Source organism: Streptomyces sp. NPDC002787 (assembly GCF_053592095.1).
Genome location: NZ_JBSFVC010000063.1, coordinates 1 through 17,977, shown reverse-complemented (window position 1 = coordinate 17,977; position 17,977 = coordinate 1). Strand labels below are relative to the sequence as shown.

Below are 17,977 nucleotides of genomic sequence, written 5' to 3'. Positions count from 1 at the left end.
CAGTTTCGTATGCGTCTGCCGGCCCTGGGACCTGGTGTGCCGCTGGCCGTTCGTGGCTACCAGACGCCCGCCCCTGCGCCTACCGGCACACGGAGCTGACCGCAAAGCCTTTGGCGATCACCGTTGCTCCAGCCCTCCGTCTCATGCGGGCCTGTCCGGAGGCGACGGTTTCTCCAGCGCAAGGAGCGTCGGGGTCTCATCATCGCGAGTGGAGAAGAAGCCACGCGGGTGGGCAGCCCCGCACTGTGCTGCGGCCGCCGGCCTCGAGCTGCCCGAAGGTCGTTGTCCGCCGACCAGCTCAGCTCGAGTACCGCGCCGTCCAGGGGCTGTGGGCGCCATCGCGGAAGCGTCCGCAGACGGTGCAGACCCCTTCGAAGGTGTAACAGCGGTGACAGACGCCGGGTTCGCCGTTCTTCCCCCGCTTGGCGAGCTGCGTCAGCTGGCCGCATTTGCCGCAGAGCTTGGCGGGAGCGGTATAGCAGCGGGAGCAGAGCGGTCCGTCGGGGGAGTTGGCCTGGACCGGGCGTACGGTGTCCGCGGTCACGAGAACCGCCCCGATGGGAGCCCGGGCCTCGGTTGGTCCCCCATTCGGGCCAGACCGCTCAGCGGGACGGCTCGCTCAGTGTCGTCGGAAGGGCCACCCGAAACGCCGCCACCACCTGCCGCCGTCGGTCGGGGCGCACGGCGGCTGGGTGTCGGGCAGCGGCTGCAGGGCTCTCGCGCCGTGGTCCGGAGCCAGCCGGGCCGCCTCCTCTGCCCGGCCGAGGATCGTGTATGCCGAGAGGAGATTGTCGACGACCTCGGCCCGGCGGCCGTGGTCCCCTGCCTCCTCGGCACAGTCGGCAGCCTCGCGCAGAACCTCGACGGCCCGGTCCCGGTGGCCAAGGCTCCACGCTGCGCAGCCGTAGCGGTTCAGCGTTGCGGCCAGCCCCGCCAGGTTCTCGTGCTTGCGGAAGTGCTCGCTCGCCCGGTGGAGAGGGATGAGTGCCATCGCCGGATCGCCGAGGGCAAGCAGGGCCGAGCCCTGGCAGAGGAGTGCCTCCGCCTCAGAGAGTTCGTCCTTCAGCGGCTGCCAGAAGCATCTGGCAGCCTTCGCGCTGAACTTCTCGGCCTCCTCGAACCGCTCCAGCCGCAGTAGAACGTCGCCGAGGTCCTTCAGCGCGTGCGCCCTGCTGGTCATCGCCCCGCCCCTCTCCTCCAGCCGGTCCACGGTGATCCGGAGGATCTTGGCGGCTTCCCTGTACCGGCCCTGGCGGGCGAGCGCCGTGCCGAGGTGGCTTAGCGCGACGTTCTCGCGAAACCCGTCGCGCGCCTTCCGGAAGCACGTCACCGCGCGGCGTGCGGCGACGGCCGCTTCCTCCAGGCGGCCCTCCTCCTGGAGGGCGAGGCCGAGCAGGTCCAGGGCATTGCCGGTGAGCTCCAGCTCGCCGAGGGACTCCCCTGCTGTAACCGCCCCTTCCAAGAGGACAGTCCACTGGGGAAGGACACGGCGCAGTCGCAGGTAGCCGCCCAGCACGAAGGGCAGTCTGACCAAGAGCCGGTCGTGTCCGTCCGCCTGAGCCCGTACGGCCGCGGCCAGCAGGTTGGCGTACTCGTCGTCCAGCCACGCGATGCCGGTGCCTTCGTTTCCCAGGAAACGCGTGAACGGGCCGTCGTTGCTGGTCGCGACGAGGTCGTTGAGGTTGAGCGAGGCGGCCATGGCCGTCTCCAGGTAGTGGACGTTCAGCCGGTGCTCCGCCTCGTCGAGTTCCTCGCCGGCGTCGGCTGCGGCCCGCTCCTCCGCGTAGAGGCGAACCAGGTCGTGGAAGGCCCAGCGGCCCCACCGCGGAGCCTCGATCAGATGCGCCCGGGCGAGCGCCTCAAGCGACCAGTCGACCATCGCGTTCGCCAGTTGTTGGGCTGCCTCGGTGGATACGTCCGGCCCCGGGTTGAGCGCCAACAGCCGAAACAGCCTGGCCTGTTCGGGTCGCAGCCGCTGGTACGAGAGGTCGAAGGCGGCCCGGACGGTGCGCTCGTCCCGGGACAGTGCGTCGAGTCGGCGGTGCGCCTCAGCCAGTTGGGCGGCGAGCTCGGCCAGCGGCTTGACGGGGAAGTCGGCCAGCAGGGCCGCCGAGATCCTCAGTGCGAGCGGCAGGTGGCCGCACAGGTCGGCTATCCGCTCGGCCGCGACGCGGTCGCCGTCCACCCGCTCGTCGTCCGGACCGAGCACCCGCCGGACGAGCTCGACCGCCGCGTCCGTGTCCAGGGGACGCAAGACCGTCCGGGCCTCGCCGAGCACCAGCTTGTGCCGCGAGGTCACCAGCGCGGCATGGTAGTCGTCGGCCGGCAGCAACGAGCCGACCTGCCCCTCGCCAGAGGTGTCGTCCACCACGATGAGCAGACGTCGTTCCTGCTCGGCGTAGGCCGCCAACACCGAGCGGTAGAGTCTGGTCAACTCCTGCTCCTCGTTCGGCATGTGCTCGCGTGGTACCGCCAGCGCGCGCAGCAACTGGGTAAGCGCCTGCTGGGTCGAGACCCGGTTGCGGTCGTTGTAGCTGTGCAACTCGACAAACAGCACTCCACCGGGGAACCGGCCCTCGTCCTTCCACGCTCGCCAGGCGGCCTCCACCGCCAGAGCGGTCTTGCCGACCCCGGGCATGCCGACGATCGTCACCACCGGGAATCGCTCCAGCTCTCCGACGATCCTGGCGAGTTCGTCGCCGCGCCCGGAGAACATCCGGCCACGCCTGGGCAGCCCGCTCAGCGCGGGGGTGATCTCCCGCGGGAGGGTGATCTTTACCCGCTGCCCCATCACGACCGTGCCGAAGAACATCCCGCCACTGATGTGGTTCCCCACTCGAATCCCTCCCGCCTCGCACCCACGCTAGGGAAAATGGGAGGGCGGCGCGCGGCTGTTTCGTCATCAGTCACACCAGAGGAAAGAGCAGATGCTCCTGGGGCTGCCGCCGCCCATTGAGAGCGAGCAGAAAGACCTCGGGCGACGGTAGGTGTACCTGCCCGAGGTCACCGAACACTACGAGCGCTGCGACACCCGCCGGACCCTTGAGCGCATCCATGCGGCCGGAATCACTCCAGCCCGCCCGGATCCCAATGATGAGGAGTACGACCCGGATTCCGAAGACAGGTGGGGAACTCTCTCCTACCGTCGCCCCCGATTCTTCACGGATCAGGACTTGTCCGGCCGAAACCAGATGAGACGCGGGCTGCAGCAAGTCCGTGGCCTGACGTGCGCGGTGCACGCGGTCATCCTGGGAGCCCAATGTCAGTGCGGAGCAATACAGTTGCTCCGCCAGCCGCGCCCGAGCGGTCGGATCATTCTCGAAAGGAGCTCCCAGGGTGCATTTACGAAGACGCGCAGCGGGTGTCGCGCTGGTCCTGGCCGCCGCGTCGTTCAATCTGCTCGGTACCCCAGGCAAGGCAGCGGCACAGTCCCAGGGCGGCATCGTCCTGCCCGTGCGGTCGCACTGGCAGACCCTCGCCGACAGCCGCCATGTGTATGTCAGCGCGCCCGGTGACGACGCGGTGCTGGCCACCGACCACGACGGGCAGGTCGTGAAGAAGGTGGAGGGTCTCGACGGGGCACGGGGCATGGCCCAGTCAGCCGACGAGTCCACCCTGTACGTGGCGCTGCCGGACGCTGACGCGATCTCCGTCATCGACACCGCGACCATGACTGAGACGCGGCGCATCTCAACCGGCGCCGACACCGAACCGGAGAGCCTCGCCCTCGTCGGCGGACGGCTGTTCTTCGGCTACCAGGCCACCGTCTTCGACGCCGGCATCGGGTCGGTCGCCATCGCCGCAGCGACCCCGACCGTCAGCCTGGACGACAACCCCGTCTGGTACGGCAAGCCGCGACTCGCCTCGTCGCCGGGCGCGCCCGACCGGCTCGTCGCCGCGGAGAGCCAGGGCGCGCTGGGCATGCGCGTGTACGACGTGGGTTCCGGCAGGCTTCGGGAGACCGCCTACAGCGACGCCGTCGCCGACGTCGAGGACGTGGCGGTGACGCCGGACGGCAGCAGTGTGATCACCGCGAACGGCTCCAACTACTACCACCAGCGGTGGCGCCTGTCGGACCTGACGGAGGAAGCCCAGTACGACACCGGCCCCTATCCCAACTCCGTCGCTGTCGACTCCCACGGCACCGTCGCCGCGGGGATCGTGGCGGGAGGGGACTGGGACGTCTACCTCTACCGGCCGGGAGAGACCGCCGCGTACCGCACGGTCGCGTTGTCGCCGGGGTATGCGAATCTGCTCGACCGAGGCGTGGCCTGGGCGCCCGACGGCAACAGGCTGTTCACCACCCGCTTCCCCCACTCGGGCGAGGTCGTTCTCGGCATCATCACCGACGTCGCCAAGGCATCCAGCACGATCACCTTGTCCGCCCCGCCGACGAACCCCGTCGGCACACCGGTCACCGTGACGGGGAAACTGACCTCGCTGGTCCCCTTCCCCAAGCACAGAGCGGTCACGGTGACGCGTGACGGCGTGCAGCTGCCGGATGTGAAGGTCGGGCGGGAGGGCACGTTCAGCTTCAGCGACACCCCGCCCGACTGGAGCACCTACCCTCAGTACACGGTCACCTACGCGGGCGACGCCCGGCACGTGCCCGGCACGGCGACCGTCATGGTCGAGTTCGTCGACTGACCAGGCCGGGCAGTTTGCCCGAGCCTGTCACGTGGGGGCCGGTGTTCCGGAGGACACCGGCCCCGCTCGGTGAGCGTCTCGCCGCCCAGCACGGCCAGGTTCGCGAAGTAGCGCCCTTGGCTGTGATGGTCACCGCCGCTCGTGATGCATGAGCAGGCGTCCGTGGGCTCGGCCGCGCCCGCGCGGCACGAAACGGGAGCGATCACCGTGACCGGATCGGTCGTGGTATAGATCCTGAGCAGGCCGACCATTGGCACCCGCGCGACGCCCCCGACCACAACAAGGCGATGAGCTCCCACACTTCTCCTGACGCCACCGGCGATCCGGTCGCCCGGCTCCTCGCCCAGCACGCCGCCCGGCGCGAGCGCACCGTGGACGACCCCATGTTCCGCGGCGCCGAGCAGGCGCCCACGCCGGGTGCCTTCCGCCTGCAGTTGTTCGCCGCCGCCGCCGTCCGGCCCGTCGTGCTTGCCGTCCAGACCATGGACGACGGGCCGAGCCTGATCAACCGGGCGGAGGCCTACGCCAGCGCGGTCTGACGGTGCCACCGGCCCGACGACGTCGAGCCGCCCCTGTGGATCCAGCGGCAGCTCGACGAGCCAGGCGATGACGAGTCCCCCTTCCATCTGGTGACCTTCACTGTCGCCGGCCGTCACCGACTCACCGGGCCCCGCTGGCACCGGCTCACCGCCGCACAGGTCGAGCACCTCCTCGGTCAGCCGGTTGACGGCAGCCGCGGTGACGGCTACCAGCCGCCGCCCGCCGAGCCCGAGGAGATCCCGGTCTACGAGATCACTCCAGTCGCCGACCTGCCCCAGCCGCGCCCCTTCCGCGAGCGCCACTGCATGCCTGGCCCGGACAGTTGGCGCCGTCTGCTGTTCTGGCGCACGCACCCCGCACGGCCGGCCTCCTGCTGCTGGTATCACCAGCAGGACTGGGCGAGGCTGTCCGAGACCGCCATCACCCTGATCGAGGACGCCCACCGCGACGGCGTCACCGGATGCGACATCGCCCCCTACGCTCTGGACAAGGCCCGGGCCGCCGGACCCGTCGCCGACAACCACGCGCTGCACACCCTGCTCGCGCCGAGCCTCGCCATCTGCGCCACCAGCGCCTTCACCAACGGCCAGCACCGCGTTCAGGCCATGCGTGACCAAGGAGTCATCCGCACCATCACCGTCCGCTGGCACACTCCCGGCGCCCCGACCGAGACCGAGCTCGGCTGATCCGCTCCGCCAGACACCCGATCCCGCGGCGGCACCGGCCTACGGACCGGCGCGAGAAGACCATCACCCTGCGGCCCTAAGTGAGCGTTTGGTTCGCCATTGTCCGTTTAATTTTGGCTTAGCTGTCGCGCCAGTTCGGGGTGGCTTCGTGGGTGAGGCGGCGGGTCATGAGGTTGATGGAGGCGAGTTGAATCATGGCGGCTGATCGGTGCGGGTGGGTTTCGTAGTCGCGGGCCAGGCGGCGGTGGTGCATGAGCCAGCCGAGGGTGCGTTCGATGACCCAGCGGCGGGGCTGGACGCGAAACCCGCGGACGGCGGGATCGCGCTGGACGATTTCCAGGTCGATGCCGATCTCGGCGGCGTGTTCGACGGCTTTCGTCTTGTAGCCGTTGTCGGCCCAGGCTTTGGTGATGGTGGGGTGGCGTTCGCGGACTTTGGCCAGGAGTTGGGTGGCGGCGGCGGAGTCGTGGACGCTGGCGGCGGTGACGGCCACGGCCAGCAGGAGGCCAAGCGTGTCGGTGACGATGTGCCGTTTGCGGCCGATGATCTTCTTGGCCGGGTCGATGCCTTGGCTGGTCAGGGGGACGGTGGCGGAGGTTTTGATGCTCTGGCTGTCGATCAGGCAGGCGCTGGGCTCGCTGGTGCGGCCTTCTGTCTGGCGGACTTTGCCGCGTAAGAGGCCGGTGAGTTGGTCGAAGATGCCGTCGGCTTCCCATCGGGCGAAGTAGCCGTAGACGGTCTGGTGAGGTGGGAAGTCGTGGGGCAGGTAGCGCCAGGGGATGCCGGTGCGGTCGACGTAGAGGATGGCGTTGATCAGGGCGCGCAGGTCGTGGGTGGGCTTGCGGATGCCGTTGCGGGCCTGGCGCCAGGCTTCGAGAGTGGGGCGGATGAGTTCCCATCGGGCGTCGGACAGGTCGCTGGGGTAGGGCTGTGAGGGCTGCATGATGCCTGGGTATGTGGTGGCGGCCGGCCTGGGCAGGGCGTGTGCGGAAGCGTGGGGTGCACAGGGGCGTGCGCTCTCAATCTCGCGTGAACCGGGTGGTTTCTAAATGAGACAGGAGCTTTTGTCAGGAACCCGGCGCATGACTGGTCTGCTTATTGGCGCAGAAGCCGTTATTCGGGCGGATCGCCTGGTTCAGTGCTCATGTCTGGCCGCTGAAAATCAGCATTAACCATCAGATAGGCGAACCAAACGCTCACTCAGAGGTCGTTTTCGTCCGATGTTTCATTCCGTAATCGGTTGTTTCGCGGCCTTCGTCGGGTCGCGCCAGGAGATCGTGTTCTCGCCGGTGAGGCGGCGGGCCATGAGGTCGGTCATGGCGATGTGGATCACGGCTTCGGAGCGGCTGGGAAGGGTTTCGTAGTCACGCGCGAGGCGGCGGTGGAGCATGAGCCAGCCGTAGGTCCGCTCGACCGCCCACCGTTTCGGGATCGGGGGGAAACCCCTGGTTCCGGGCTTGCGAGCGGTGATTCGCCGTGACCACGGTGCAGATCCGTGAGGTCGTCGAGCGACTCGTCGACGCCGGCCAGTGGAAACCGGGTGACCCGGAGGTCCTGGTCGTGCTGGACGCCGGATACGACGCCCCGCGGATCGCCCACCTACTGGCAGGGCTGCCTGTCGACATCCTCGGCCGGCTTCGTTCGGACCGCGTGATGCGCAGGCCGACACCGCCGCGGGTCTACGACCCCAAGGGCGGCCGACCGCCCAAGCACGGCGGCGAGTTCGTCTTCGGCGACCCCGGAACCTGGGGCAGCGAGCACGCCGTCATGATTATATGGGCCGGATCCTCGCCACCGGTGAGGCCTACAGCCGTCCAACACACCACAGAAAGGGAACGAAGCCCAGACGCGTCAGTCAGCACTGACCCGTCAATGCAGCAGACGGATCTCGTCCGTCCAGCACATCAACCCACGTGACTACAGACCGAGACGGATCAACACCCAGCAGGAACACCGTCTCCTGTTCACGCTCCAGCACGATGACCCACGGCGACGGCGTCCCTTCTGGAGCGGTCAGCACGTAGTTGCGGCAGATCCCGTGAAAGGGAAGGCTCGAGATCGAGTCCGCGATCGGGTCTCCCGGATGTGAGTCCCGCAGCAGGGCAACTATTTCGCCAACAAGATCAGGGCAGACATCAGCCAGGCGCAACGGGCTCTTCTCGGGGTTCTTGCGGGACTCCATGCCCCGAAGCATGTCAGTCGCCCCAGCCCACCAGCTCGACCGAAGCGGCAGTGCGCACGGTAGGACAAGCTAAGAGTTGTCCCGCAAGTGGTGCTGTGGTCGGTGGGCTTCAGAGGAAGGCCAGCGGGACGTCCTTCTCGATACAGACCCGCAGGATGCCCGCCAGCCGGCGGGCATCCTCGATGTGCTGCTGGAGGAGCTGATCGCCGCCTTCCTGTGCCCACTGGTCGGTGATCGCCTCCAGCCGGACCAGAATCGACGCGCACTCGGTGGCCGAGAGGTCGTCACCGCCGACATCCGGATGATCGAGGAGTGGCTCCAGAGCGGTGGACATCTCGCTCCACGGACGCTCACCGCCGAAGCCCCACATCTCAGAGAGGATGAACCCCTCGGCCTCGGCCAGACGCTGCCGAAACGCGGCAAAGCCGCTGTAGGACCAGGAGACATCTGGACTGCTGTTGTCTCCGTCGCCTGGGAAAAGAATCAGCCCCATGTGCCCACCCCGCTCGCCGAACACACAGGATCGAGGAGATGGGGCAGCCTCGGCAACTGAGATGATTTCGTTGTGACTGGTGTGATCACGGCGTCGGAACTGTCCTGGATAGCCCCGTTCACTGGGCTGGGCCCGAGACAGTTCGGGAAGCTGGTGACCCTTCTGCGGCGCCAGGATGCGGATGCCCTTCGCAAGGGCCGGCCATGGGGCCTTCCGCTGGAGGACCGTGCCCTGCTGGTCGCGGCCTACTGGCGCACGAACCTGACCATGCGGCAGCTCGCACCGCTGTTCGGGGTCTCGAAGTCCGCGGCGGACCGGATCATCGACCACCTCGGGCCGATGCTCGCCCTCCAGCCCCGCAAGCGGTTCGCCAAAGACACCGTGCTCATCGTGGACGGCACCCTGGTCCCCACCCGGGACCACACCGTCGCCGAGCGTTCGAAGACATCTCATGTCGCTGGTAGGTCAAGTTGGTGCTCAGGCGGCCAGGTCCATGGGTGGTGTGAAGGCACGATCGGGGTCGAACAGCGTGCGGCGCTGTAGGCAGTGGTAGAGGCAGCCGAGCAGTTTGTTGAACAGGTTCCTGAGAGCTGCGGTATGGCGCTCTCCACCAGCACGCCGTCGGTCATAGTGGGCGCGTGGAGCCTGCGTACGGAGAGCTGCGAAGGCCCACATGTGCCCGGCTGAGGCCAGTCGCTGGTTCTTGACGGTCCGGGCCACGACAACGTGACTGCGGCCAGAGGCCCGTGTAACAGGGGCCGCTCCGGCGTATGCCTTCATGGCTCGGGCGTCTGCGAAGCGTTCGCGGTCATCTCCGATCTCGGCGAGTATGCGCGCGCCGGAGAGCACGGACAGCCCTGGGAAGCTGGTGATGATGTCAGCATCCGGGTGCGCGAGGAATGCTTCCTCCACCGCCACCGCGAGCTGAGCGACGCTCGTGCAGGCGGCGTCGACCTGCCGGATGAGCGCCACTGCCTGATGTCCCAGAGCCTGTTCGACCTGCGGCAGCTGCCGGAGGCAGTCGGCGCGGAAGATTGTCCGAAGCCGCTCGACCTCGGCTTCGATTCCACAGCGTGGACGCTCGCCACGCTTGAGCAACGCGCGCAGCTGGCTGCGGGTGAGTTTGGCGGCGTCGGCCGGCGTGGGTGCGGCAGTCAAAATCACGCGGGCTCGTGGCGAGTCGAGTCCGGGCTTTCCGGGGCCGTGAAAAGCGGTGAGGGCGGCTGGATAGTACTCGCGCAGGTGTGACCGGAGCCGGTTGATCATCTGCTGCCGGTCCCAGATTGCGTCCTGGTGAGCGCGGGCCAGGACGGCGACGGCCTGCCCGGCTTCGCTGTCGTCGGGCAGTGGTCGGTGGGCGTGCCGGTCGGTCCGCAGGATGTTGGCCAGGACCCGCGCGTCGGCCGCGTCGGACTTGGCTCGGGAGACGCTGGCGCGATCGCGATAGCGGGCCGCGGCCAGTGGGTTGATCGCGTAGATCTGGCGGCCGGTGGCCCGCAAGCAGGCGACAAGGAGCCCGCGCGGGGTCTCGATGGCGACCGGGATCGGATCCTCCGCGGTGTCACCGTGCCGGGTCAGAAGTTCCATCAGTGCGTGGTAGCCGGCGCTGTCGTCGCTGATCCGTAGCTTGGCCACCTGGGCTCCGTCCAGGTCGACCAGGGCTATGTCGTGGTGCCCTTCCGCCCAGTCAATGCCACAGAAGATCGTGCTCAACTCGTGCCTCCGTATCAACCTGCAGGTGGGTCCGTGCGGAGCACGCGGCGCTCTAATAGAAGTGCTCGAGGCACGCCATCTCATGAGCCGTTCGTGTCTCCAGCGACCGGCAGGGACCTCGGTCTGCTAGGGCGTGTATCGAAAGTGGATCTTGACCATGGGATGATCTTCGTTCGTGACGCGTGGAGATCTGACTGATGCACAGTGGGCTCGGCTGGAGCCGCTGTTACCCAAAGGCAAGAAGCCAGGTCGGCCGCTGATATGGACCCGGCGGCAATTGATCGACGGCATACGGTGGCGGACCCGGACCGGGACGCCGTGGCGGGATGTTCCGGAGCGGTATGGGCCCTGGGGCCGGGTGTATGACTTGTTCCGCCGCTGGCAGCGGGACGGCACCTGGAAGCGGGTCTTCACCGAGCTGCAGGCTCAGGCCGACGCGAAGAACCTGATCATCTGGGACATCAACGTCGACTCCACCGTCTGCCGGGCTTACCAGCACGCCGCTGGGGCGAGGAAAAGGGGGATCTACAGAAGGAACCGCCCGGCGGCATCGCCATCGAGCCGGATGACCACGGCCTCGGACGTTCACGAGGCGGCCTGACCACCAAGCTGCACTTGGCCGTCGAGCAGGGGCAGAAGCTGATGTCGATCGTGATCACGGCCGGGCAGCGCGGTGACTCCCCGCAGTTCGAGCCCGTCCTGAAGGCAATCCGTGTGCCTCGCGTCGGACCGGGTAGACCTCGCACCCGGCCCGACCGCGTGCGCGCCGACAAGGCGTACACCTCCCGAAAAAACCGCGCCTACCTTCGCAGACGCGGGATCCGCTGCACCATTCCGGACAAGGCCGATCACGTCCGCAACCGCAAGAAACTCGGCTCCCGAGGCGGCCGTCCGCCGAAGTTCGACAAGACCGACTACCGCGAGCGCCACGCGGTCGAGTGCGGGATCAACCGCCTCAAGAGGCACCGGGCGGTGGCCACCCGCTATGAGAAACTCGCCGTCCGCTACGAAGCCACCGTGCACATCGCCGCCATCAACGAGTGGTTGTGACGGTCCCGACCTGCGCGAATTAGAGATGCGGGTGGGTAAATCCCTTGCTCCACCGACACTGCTGCCCGACGATCAGCCCTGTGATCGACACGTTCATCCTTCTCGACCGTCTGCCCACCCCGTCCGAGCACCGCCGGCTCGCCCAAGCGGTCGGCTGGACCACCGCATTTGACTGGGACACGATGCCCGCGTCCCTGGCCGGATCCCTGGCCGGCGTGGTCGCCCTGGATGGCGACCATGTCGTCGGCATGGGCCGCCTGGTCGGGGACGGTGTCAAGTACTTCTACATCCAGGACCTCGCCGTACTGCCCGCCTACCAGGGAGCCGGAATAGGAACGGCACTGGTGCGTCGGCTGCTCGACCATGTGGCAAGCACCGCACCGGCCACGGCATTCGTCGGACTGTTCGCCACGGATGGAGCTGTCTCGCTCTACCAGCGGAACGGCTTCACCGGCGGCGACATGACTGGCATGTTCCGCCTGGTCAAGCCAGCTGAGGACTGAAAGCTGTCAACGATCCGCTGCTCGCCCAGCACTGACATTCGATACACGCCCTAGAGAGCTCATGGGCTCGCGAACTGCTGAGAGGTCGGCCCCTGTCGGCGGGCTGGGGACATGAAAGCCGGTGGTATCCGAGGTTCTGCCGGGCGGGACCGGTCTTTGACGAGAGATCAGGTCCCGGAACTACCGAAGGTCTCCGCCCGGCAGGACGCGGGCGGGGCAGAGCCGGTCTGACTACGGGAATCCAGTCCCAGAAGGGCGGCAGGCTTCCACCTCGCCTGGCGACCCTTGCACTCACACGCTCGGGCTCACCGATGACCTATTAGAACTACCGGTACTCCACCAACCACCAGGTCGTCATCGACGACGAAGGCGTCGGGGAGCTCGATACATCGTTCCCGGCGGACCACGAGGCATTTGAACTGGTGGAGCAGGGCGATCTGCTCGGCGACCAGCGGAGCTTGCCCAGGCCTTTGATGTTCAGGGAGCACTTGCGGGAGATCAGCGCCTGGATGCAGCGGCGTCGCAGCTCACCGCGCACAACCTTCGAGTCGTACGCCTTGTCGCGGGTCGTCGGCGGTGCGCGCCCCGAAGGTGCGATGTCTTTCGGGGCGCGCGGCAAGGGTTCCGGTTCAGGCGTTGTAGCCACCGTGGGCGTCCAGCACCGCGCCCGTGACGTACGACGCGGCGGGGCTCGCCAGAAAGGCGATCGCCGCGGCGATTTCATCGGGGTGACCCATGCGTTGCAAAGACAGCGAGCTGACCAGGGCCTTGAGGGTGTCGGGGTCCGGTCCTTCCATGCCGCCCTCCATGAGTCCGGCCTCCACGACGTTGGCCGTGATGTTCCGGGGCCCGAGGTCCCGAGCGACCCCCATGGTGTACCTCTCGATCCCTGACTTGGTCGCCGAGTAGTCGGCAAGGCCCGGGGCACCGACCCGGGAGCCCAATCCGGAACTCACCGTGATGATGCGGCCGCCCGCGCGCAGCACCCGGGAGGCGGCCCGGATGACGGCGATCACGCCGAGGTAGTTGGTGGCGTGCATCCGGTCCAGTGCGGCGGTGTCGGCGTCCGGGTCGTCCACCGTGCGGCCCTGCTCCACCGAGATCGCCGCGTTGTTGACGAGGATGTCCAAGCCGCCGAAGTGCGCGACCACGTCGTCGATCAGCGCCGGCGCCTGACTCATGTCCGCCTGGTCGGACTGGAAGGCGACGGCCTTCGCTCCCTTGCCGTGCACCTCGTCGACGACGGCTCGCGCCTGCTTCTCGGAGCTGACATAGGTGAAGGCGACGTCGGCGCCCTGCTCGGCCAGCAGCCGTACGGTCGCGGCTCCCAGTCCGCGCGACCCCCCGGTGACCAGGGCGACCTTGCCCAGGAGTGGCTTGCTCATTCTTCTCACCTCGCTGATTGATTTTTCCCAACAGTCGTAACGCTAATTGTTACGACAGCCTGTTGCAACCTTCACTGTTACGACTACGCGTAACATGAAGCGTTGTGGCCGAGAGGAAGAGTCCATGAGCGCCAACAGCAGGTTGACCATCGCCGCCCACGCACTGGCCTGGATCGGCCTCTACCAGCGCCAGGGCCATGAGGTCGCCACCTCCGAGCAGATCGCGACCAGCGCGAACACCAACCCCGTGGTGATCAGACGGCTGCTCGGCGAGCTGCGGAGGGCCGGGCTCGTGGAGTCCCGGCGGGGCGTGGGCGCGGGCTGGTCGCTGGCGCGCGAGCTGGAGTCGATGACCCTGCTCGACGTGTACGAGGCAGTGGAGCCCGGCCCGCTGTTCGCGATGCACCGCACCACCCCGGACCAGGGATGCGTGGTGGGTCACGGCATCCAGCCGGCGATGCAGGGCATCTACGAGGGCATCGAGCAGACCCTGAGACACGAGCTGGCCCGCGTCACGCTCGAGAACGTACTCCGGGACGTACTCGCGGCACCTCGCTAAGAGGTCCTAACGAAGGCGTTGGACGTGGCGGTGGGTGATGAGGCAGGTGGCGAGGTCGAGGAAGGCTTCGTGGATGTCGTCTCGTCGTTCCCGGCGGATACGCAGGCGGCGGGAGCCGTGGAGCCAGGAGATGGTGCGTTCGACGACCCAGCGGAAGATGCTCGGGCCGGAATCGTGCGGCTGGCCGCGTTCGGCGATCACTGGACGGATACCTCGCTGCCACAGCAGCCGCCGGTACTTGTCGTGGTCGTAGCCGCGGTCCGCGAAGAGCATGTCCCACCAGTCGCCGTGGCCTGCCGACGACGCCGGCGACTGGTGGGACCTTGTCCAGCAGGGGCAGGAGCTGGGTGACGTCGTTACGGTTTCTGCCGGTCGGCGACACCGCGAGAGGGATGCCCTGCCCGTCGGTGAGGACGTGGTGCTTGCTGCCCGGCCGTGCGCGGTCGACCGGGCTGGGACCGCTTTGGGGCCGCGCCGGGCCGCCCGCACGGGGGAGGAGTCGATCACCGCCCGCGACCAGTCGAGCTGCTTCGCCGGCCTCAGCTTCTTCAGCAGCACCAGGTGCACCTTCTCCCACACGCCGGCCTCGTTCCGGGCGGCCAGACGCCGCCAGCAGGTCATCCCTGAGCCGAAGCCCAGCTCCTGCGGCAGGTACTCCCCCTGGATGCCGGTGTGCAGCACGAACAGGATCCCGCACAGGACCTGCCGGTCCGGCACCCGCGGCCGGCCCGCCACCAGCTTCGGCCCCGGCTCCGGCAACAACGGCTCGATGAGCGACCACAGTTCGTCCGACACGATCCACGGCCGCGACTGACGCTTCCCCACTACCCGACCAACGAGCAGACAAGCGGATGGTTACTTGATCAACAACTTCTGTTAGGGCCTCTTGCACGACAGATGTGAACACCGGGCCCCGCCGACGCCTGACCGCCAGCCATGTGCGAGCTCGTCAGTCCAGCGTGACGACGACCTTGCCCTTGGCGCGGCCCTGGTCGACGTGTGCGATGGCGTCGAGCGTCGCGTCGAACGGGAACACATGGTCCAGGACGGGGTGCAGGTGTCCGGCCTCGATGAGCTTGGTCAGCTCTCGCAGCTGTGGCCCGTCGGCCCGCATGAACAGGAACGAGTACCGAACGCCCGCCCGCTTCGCCTGCCGCCGGATGCGGCGGCTCAGCAGGGTCATGGCGATGCGCAGCAGCAATGAGGCTCCGATCTGCTGGGCGAAGGCGGGATCCGGCGGGCCGCTGAGGCCGATCGCCAGGCCGCCGGGCTTCAGCACCGTCAGCGACTTGGCGAGGTTCTGGCCGCCCAGGGGGTCCAGCACGACGTCGTAGTCGGTGAGGATCGTGGCGAAGTCCTCGTGCTTGTAGTCGATGACGAGGTCGGCGCCGAGACTCTTCACCCAGTCCACGTTCGCGGTGCTCGTGGTCGTCGCGACGGTGGCGCCCAGACGCCTGGCGAGCTGGATCGCCATCGTGCCCACGCCGCCGGAGCCGGCGTGGATGAGGACCTTCTGGCCGGCGGTCACGTTGGCCCTCTCGACGAGTGCCTGCCATGCGGTGAGGGCGACCAGGGGCACCGCGGCGGCTTCCGGCATGGACAGCGAGGCCGGCTTGAGCGCGACGTCGTCCTGGTCGATCGCGATGAGCTCCGCGAAGGTCCCGATGCGGTTGTCGCGGGGCCGGGCGTAGACCTCGTCGCCCGCCTTGAACCTGTGCACCGCGGGTCCGACGCGGCTGACGACGCCTGCGACGTCGTGCCCGAGCGTGAACGGCGGACGGTGGGGCAGGATGAGCTTGAACTCCCCGTTGCGGATCTTCGAGTCTAGCGGGTTGACACCGGCGGCGTGGACCCGGATCAGGACGTCACTGTCGCCCAGCTGGGGTTCCGGTACCTCGGTGGCCCGCAGGCCGTCCTTGCTGAAGCGTTCGACGACGAAGGCTTTCATGTCCGCCTGCTCTCCCGGCTGATCCGGCCCACGGGCCCGGTCGACTATTTGAATTACGAGCATACTTCAATCTTTGCGGAGGTGTGCACGGCAAGCTCTTCCGGTGCGGTTGTCGCGCTACGGGCGAGGCCTCGGCGCCGTGTGCGAGGGAGGGCGGGCTGGGTGCCGCCCCGCATCTTCCCGCGGGTGCGCCGGCCTGGGGTGCTCGCGCTCAACGCCCAGCAGCGCGAGGGTGTCGTGCATGCCCTGCTCGAGGACTTCATCGGCGAGCTGCCGGTCGGCGAGGGCCCGCGAGAGCTGGAGCGTTCCGGCCATCATGGCGTAGGTGCTGAGTGTCCTGGTGCGGACCGAGAGCGGGTCGTCCGGCGCCAGGCGGGCGGCGATGCCGTCGGCGACCACGAGTACGCCGTCGGTGTACGCCTGCTTGGTCGGGTGTGTGCAGCGTCCGATCTCGTCGAGCAGGGCGGCGGAGGGGCAGCCGGCGTCGCGGCTGTCGCGGTGCCAGGGGGACAGGTACCAGCGCACGATCTGTTCGACGCCGGCGCGGCCTGGTTCCGCGTGCGCGACGATACTCGCGTTCTGCGCCTGCAGCTGGTCGGCGATCGTGGTGGCCACGAGGTCGTCCTTGGACGTGAAGTGGGTGTAGAAGGCGCCGTTGGTCAGCCCGGCGTCCTTCATGAGGGCCGCGATGCCCGAGCCGTCGATGCCGTCCTTCTTGAAGCGGCGGCCGGCCGTCTCGATGATCCGCTGCCTGGTCGCCCGCTTGTGCTCTTTCCCGTATCGCACCGCGCCCTCCCCTGTGTGCCGGGAGGGGCACTCGCCCTCCGTCGACTCCTCCAATGTATTGTATTGTGAACGTAATTCAATAACTCCGGGCATCGGTGGCCATGCAGTCGAGGGCGGGCCGCCGTCGCGTGGCCTCGCGTCCGCCGGTCGCGCCCGACGTCATGGGGGCCCGCTCCAGTCGGCGACCCCCTGTCTCGTTCCGTGGCGCGCCGCCAGGCTCCGCTCGTCGCTGGGACCCACTTGTGCGCGAGGGGTTGCCCGTGCTTAGCATTACGAGTGTAATTCAATCGCCTCGTTCGGCGAGCCATCCCTGCTCGTGGCTCGGCGAGGCGGATTCCATGGCGATCGTAGCGAGTCGGAGGCCACCGGGGTGATCCTTGCGCTGGCGTTTCTTCGGCTGGATGTCCTGAGCGACGCGACCTGATCGACAACGCCGGCTCGCCACGTCGGGCGCCGGCCCCCCGTCCCACAGCCCATCTGGTCCTCCGCGTCATGCGTGAGCGGGCCCGAGGGATCTGACGGGCACCCGCCAACAACTGAAGGACGTCATGAGTACATATCTGGCAGACAAGGCCGAGAATCTCACGGCGGAGGGTCCGTCCGCGCGGTTCACCTACCGGCGCATGGGTTCGCAGGGCGGTGTCCCGCTGGTCCTGCTGCAGCGGTTCCGCGCGACCATCGACTGGTGGGACCCGGAGTTCCTGGACTACCTGGCCGCCGACCACGACGTGATCGTCTTCGACAACGTCGGCGTCGGCTACACCACCGGCGAGCCGCGCGACTCCCTCGACGGGTTTCGCCGAGGGCGCCGTCGAGTTCATCGAGGCCCTCGGCCTCACGTAGGTCGACCTGCTCGGCTGGTCCCTGGGCGGCTTCGTGGCCCAGCGCCTGACCGCGCGGCGCCCTGAGCTGGTACGCAAGATCGTCGTGGCGGGCAGCGTCCGACCGGCTGGGTGCCCGGTGCGCCGGAGGCGAGCGAGAAGGTCCTGGGCATCATGGCCAAGCCCGACGCTGACCTGGAGGACATGCTGTACCTGTTCTACCCGGAAACAGACGCGGCCCGCGCCTCCGGGCACGAGCACTTCGCCCACGTCGCGACCCGTCTCGCCGCCGGCGGCCCCGCGGCCTCCGGGGCGGCGGCCCAGGGCATGCTCGCCGCGATCGGCCAGCTCCTGGCCGCCCCCTTCGACCAGGTGCAGGCCGAGCTGGAGGGCATCCAGCAGCCCGTCCTGTACGCCAACGGCCTGCACGACGTGATGGTCCCCGCCCACCTCCTACGTCGCCGTCCAGCACCTGCCCAACGCCACCCTCCTCCTCTACGGCGACGCCGGCCACGCCTTCCTCTTCCAGCACGCCAAGGCCTTCACCAAGCAGGTGGCCGACTTCCTTGCCGTCTGAACACGCCGCCCGCGCCGCCGATCCCGACTCCGGGCGGCGGCCGGCGGCCCGTCGTGCGCGTGCCGCCTCACAGTCGTGAGGCGGCAC

The 17,977-nt window shown here is 68.2% G+C and carries 15 protein-coding genes and 5 pseudogenes; 10 read left to right on the top strand and 10 right to left on the bottom strand.

Features of this window, described 5'->3' with window-relative positions; translation table 11 throughout:
- Nucleotides 1-298: 298 nt before the first annotated feature.
- Complete coding sequence (locus ACWD26_RS42785) at nt 299-544, bottom strand: hypothetical protein (RefSeq protein WP_451278973.1); 246 nt, start codon at nt 542-544, stop codon at nt 299-301.
- Between the two features lie 75 nt (nt 545-619).
- The gene (locus tag ACWD26_RS42780) at nt 620-2,836 is read right to left on the bottom strand and encodes an NB-ARC domain-containing protein (RefSeq protein ID WP_451278971.1); all 2,217 of its coding nucleotides are present in this window, start codon (nt 2,834-2,836) and stop codon (nt 620-622) included.
- Nucleotides 2,837-3,336: 500 nt separating this feature from the next.
- On the opposite strand from ACWD26_RS42780, the gene ACWD26_RS42775 reads away from it, so the two are divergent.
- From ACWD26_RS42775 to ACWD26_RS42765, 3 genes are all read left to right on the top strand, one after another.
- A complete protein-coding gene (locus ACWD26_RS42775; protein ID WP_451278969.1) occupies nt 3,337-4,647 on the top strand; it encodes a hypothetical protein in 1,311 nt (436 codons plus the stop codon).
- A gap of 287 nt (nt 4,648-4,934) precedes the next feature.
- Nucleotides 4,935-5,186: a hypothetical protein gene (locus tag ACWD26_RS42770; protein ID WP_451278967.1), complete on the top strand. Its 252-nt coding sequence runs from the start codon at nt 4,935-4,937 to the stop codon at nt 5,184-5,186.
- Between the two features lie 90 nt (nt 5,187-5,276).
- Nucleotides 5,277-5,873 (top strand): hypothetical protein, encoded by a 597-nt coding sequence (locus tag ACWD26_RS42765; RefSeq protein WP_451278965.1) that lies wholly within the window; start codon nt 5,277-5,279, stop codon nt 5,871-5,873.
- Between the two features lie 118 nt (nt 5,874-5,991).
- On the opposite strand, the gene ACWD26_RS42760 is transcribed toward ACWD26_RS42765, so the two are convergent.
- Both ACWD26_RS42760 and ACWD26_RS42755 read right to left on the bottom strand, forming a co-directional pair.
- A complete protein-coding gene (locus ACWD26_RS42760) occupies nt 5,992-6,816 on the bottom strand; it encodes an IS5 family transposase (RefSeq protein WP_451278963.1) in 825 nt (274 codons plus the stop codon).
- 282 nt (nt 6,817-7,098) lie between these two features.
- Nucleotides 7,099-7,344 (bottom strand): annotated as a pseudogene (locus ACWD26_RS42755) (transposase); the annotation flags it as partial.
- A 5-nt stretch (nt 7,345-7,349) separates the two neighbouring features.
- Here ACWD26_RS42755 and ACWD26_RS42750 point away from each other — a divergent pair.
- Nucleotides 7,350-7,790: pseudogene (locus ACWD26_RS42750) on the top strand (transposase); the annotation flags it as partial.
- A 374-nt stretch (nt 7,791-8,164) separates the two neighbouring features.
- On the opposite strand, the gene ACWD26_RS42745 reads toward ACWD26_RS42750, so the two are convergent.
- Nucleotides 8,165-8,548: a hypothetical protein gene (locus ACWD26_RS42745; protein ID WP_451278961.1), complete on the bottom strand. Its 384-nt coding sequence runs from the start codon at nt 8,546-8,548 to the stop codon at nt 8,165-8,167.
- Between the two features lie 72 nt (nt 8,549-8,620).
- Between ACWD26_RS42745 and ACWD26_RS42740 the strand changes: the two are divergent.
- Nucleotides 8,621-8,992 (top strand): annotated as a pseudogene (locus ACWD26_RS42740) (helix-turn-helix domain-containing protein); the annotation flags it as partial.
- A gap of 33 nt (nt 8,993-9,025) precedes the next feature.
- Here the strand turns inward: ACWD26_RS42740 and ACWD26_RS42735 are convergent.
- Nucleotides 9,026-10,261: an IS110 family transposase gene (locus ACWD26_RS42735; protein WP_451278959.1), complete on the bottom strand. Its 1,236-nt coding sequence runs from the start codon at nt 10,259-10,261 to the stop codon at nt 9,026-9,028.
- 175 nt (nt 10,262-10,436) lie between these two features.
- On the opposite strand from ACWD26_RS42735, the gene ACWD26_RS42730 reads away from it, so the two are divergent.
- Together ACWD26_RS42730 and ACWD26_RS42725 are read left to right on the top strand one after the other, a co-directional pair.
- Nucleotides 10,437-11,311, top strand: a protein-coding gene (locus ACWD26_RS42730; RefSeq protein ID WP_451278957.1) for an IS5 family transposase whose coding sequence is annotated in 2 segments (ribosomal slippage) — nt 10,437-10,827 and nt 10,827-11,311 — 876 coding nt in all. Because the reading frame shifts where the segments join, the coding sequence is not laid out codon by codon here.
- An 80-nt stretch (nt 11,312-11,391) separates the two neighbouring features.
- The gene (locus ACWD26_RS42725; RefSeq protein ID WP_451278956.1) at nt 11,392-11,814 is read left to right on the top strand and encodes a GNAT family N-acetyltransferase; all 423 of its coding nucleotides are present in this window, start codon (nt 11,392-11,394) and stop codon (nt 11,812-11,814) included.
- Between the two features lie 629 nt (nt 11,815-12,443).
- Here the strand turns inward: ACWD26_RS42725 and ACWD26_RS42720 are convergent.
- Nucleotides 12,444-13,199, bottom strand: a complete 756-nt coding sequence (locus ACWD26_RS42720) for an SDR family NAD(P)-dependent oxidoreductase (RefSeq protein WP_451278954.1) — start codon at nt 13,197-13,199, stop codon at nt 12,444-12,446.
- A gap of 124 nt (nt 13,200-13,323) precedes the next feature.
- On the opposite strand from ACWD26_RS42720, the gene ACWD26_RS42715 reads away from it, so the two are divergent.
- Nucleotides 13,324-13,758, top strand: a complete 435-nt coding sequence (locus ACWD26_RS42715; RefSeq protein ID WP_451278952.1) for an Rrf2 family transcriptional regulator — start codon at nt 13,324-13,326, stop codon at nt 13,756-13,758.
- Nucleotides 13,759-13,764: 6 nt separating this feature from the next.
- On the opposite strand, the pseudogene ACWD26_RS42710 reads toward ACWD26_RS42715, so the two are convergent.
- The 3 genes and pseudogenes from ACWD26_RS42710 to ACWD26_RS42700 all read right to left on the bottom strand — a co-directional run bounded on the left by ACWD26_RS42710 (nt 13,765) and on the right by ACWD26_RS42700 (nt 16,492).
- Nucleotides 13,765-14,583: pseudogene (locus ACWD26_RS42710) on the bottom strand (IS5 family transposase).
- Between the two features lie 124 nt (nt 14,584-14,707).
- Nucleotides 14,708-15,706 (bottom strand): NADP-dependent oxidoreductase, encoded by a 999-nt coding sequence (locus ACWD26_RS42705; protein WP_451278950.1) that lies wholly within the window; start codon nt 15,704-15,706, stop codon nt 14,708-14,710.
- A gap of 117 nt (nt 15,707-15,823) precedes the next feature.
- Nucleotides 15,824-16,492, bottom strand: coding sequence for a TetR/AcrR family transcriptional regulator (locus ACWD26_RS42700; RefSeq protein WP_451278948.1), 669 nt, complete (start codon nt 16,490-16,492; stop codon nt 15,824-15,826).
- Nucleotides 16,493-17,040: 548 nt separating this feature from the next.
- On the opposite strand from ACWD26_RS42700, the gene ACWD26_RS42695 reads away from it, so the two are divergent.
- Together ACWD26_RS42695 and ACWD26_RS42690 are read left to right on the top strand one after the other, a co-directional pair.
- On the top strand, nt 17,041-17,400 hold the full coding sequence (locus tag ACWD26_RS42695; RefSeq protein ID WP_451278946.1) for an alpha/beta fold hydrolase: 360 nt from the start codon (nt 17,041-17,043) through the stop codon (nt 17,398-17,400).
- A gap of 45 nt (nt 17,401-17,445) precedes the next feature.
- A pseudogene (locus ACWD26_RS42690) lies at nt 17,446-17,977 on the top strand (hypothetical protein); the annotation flags it as partial.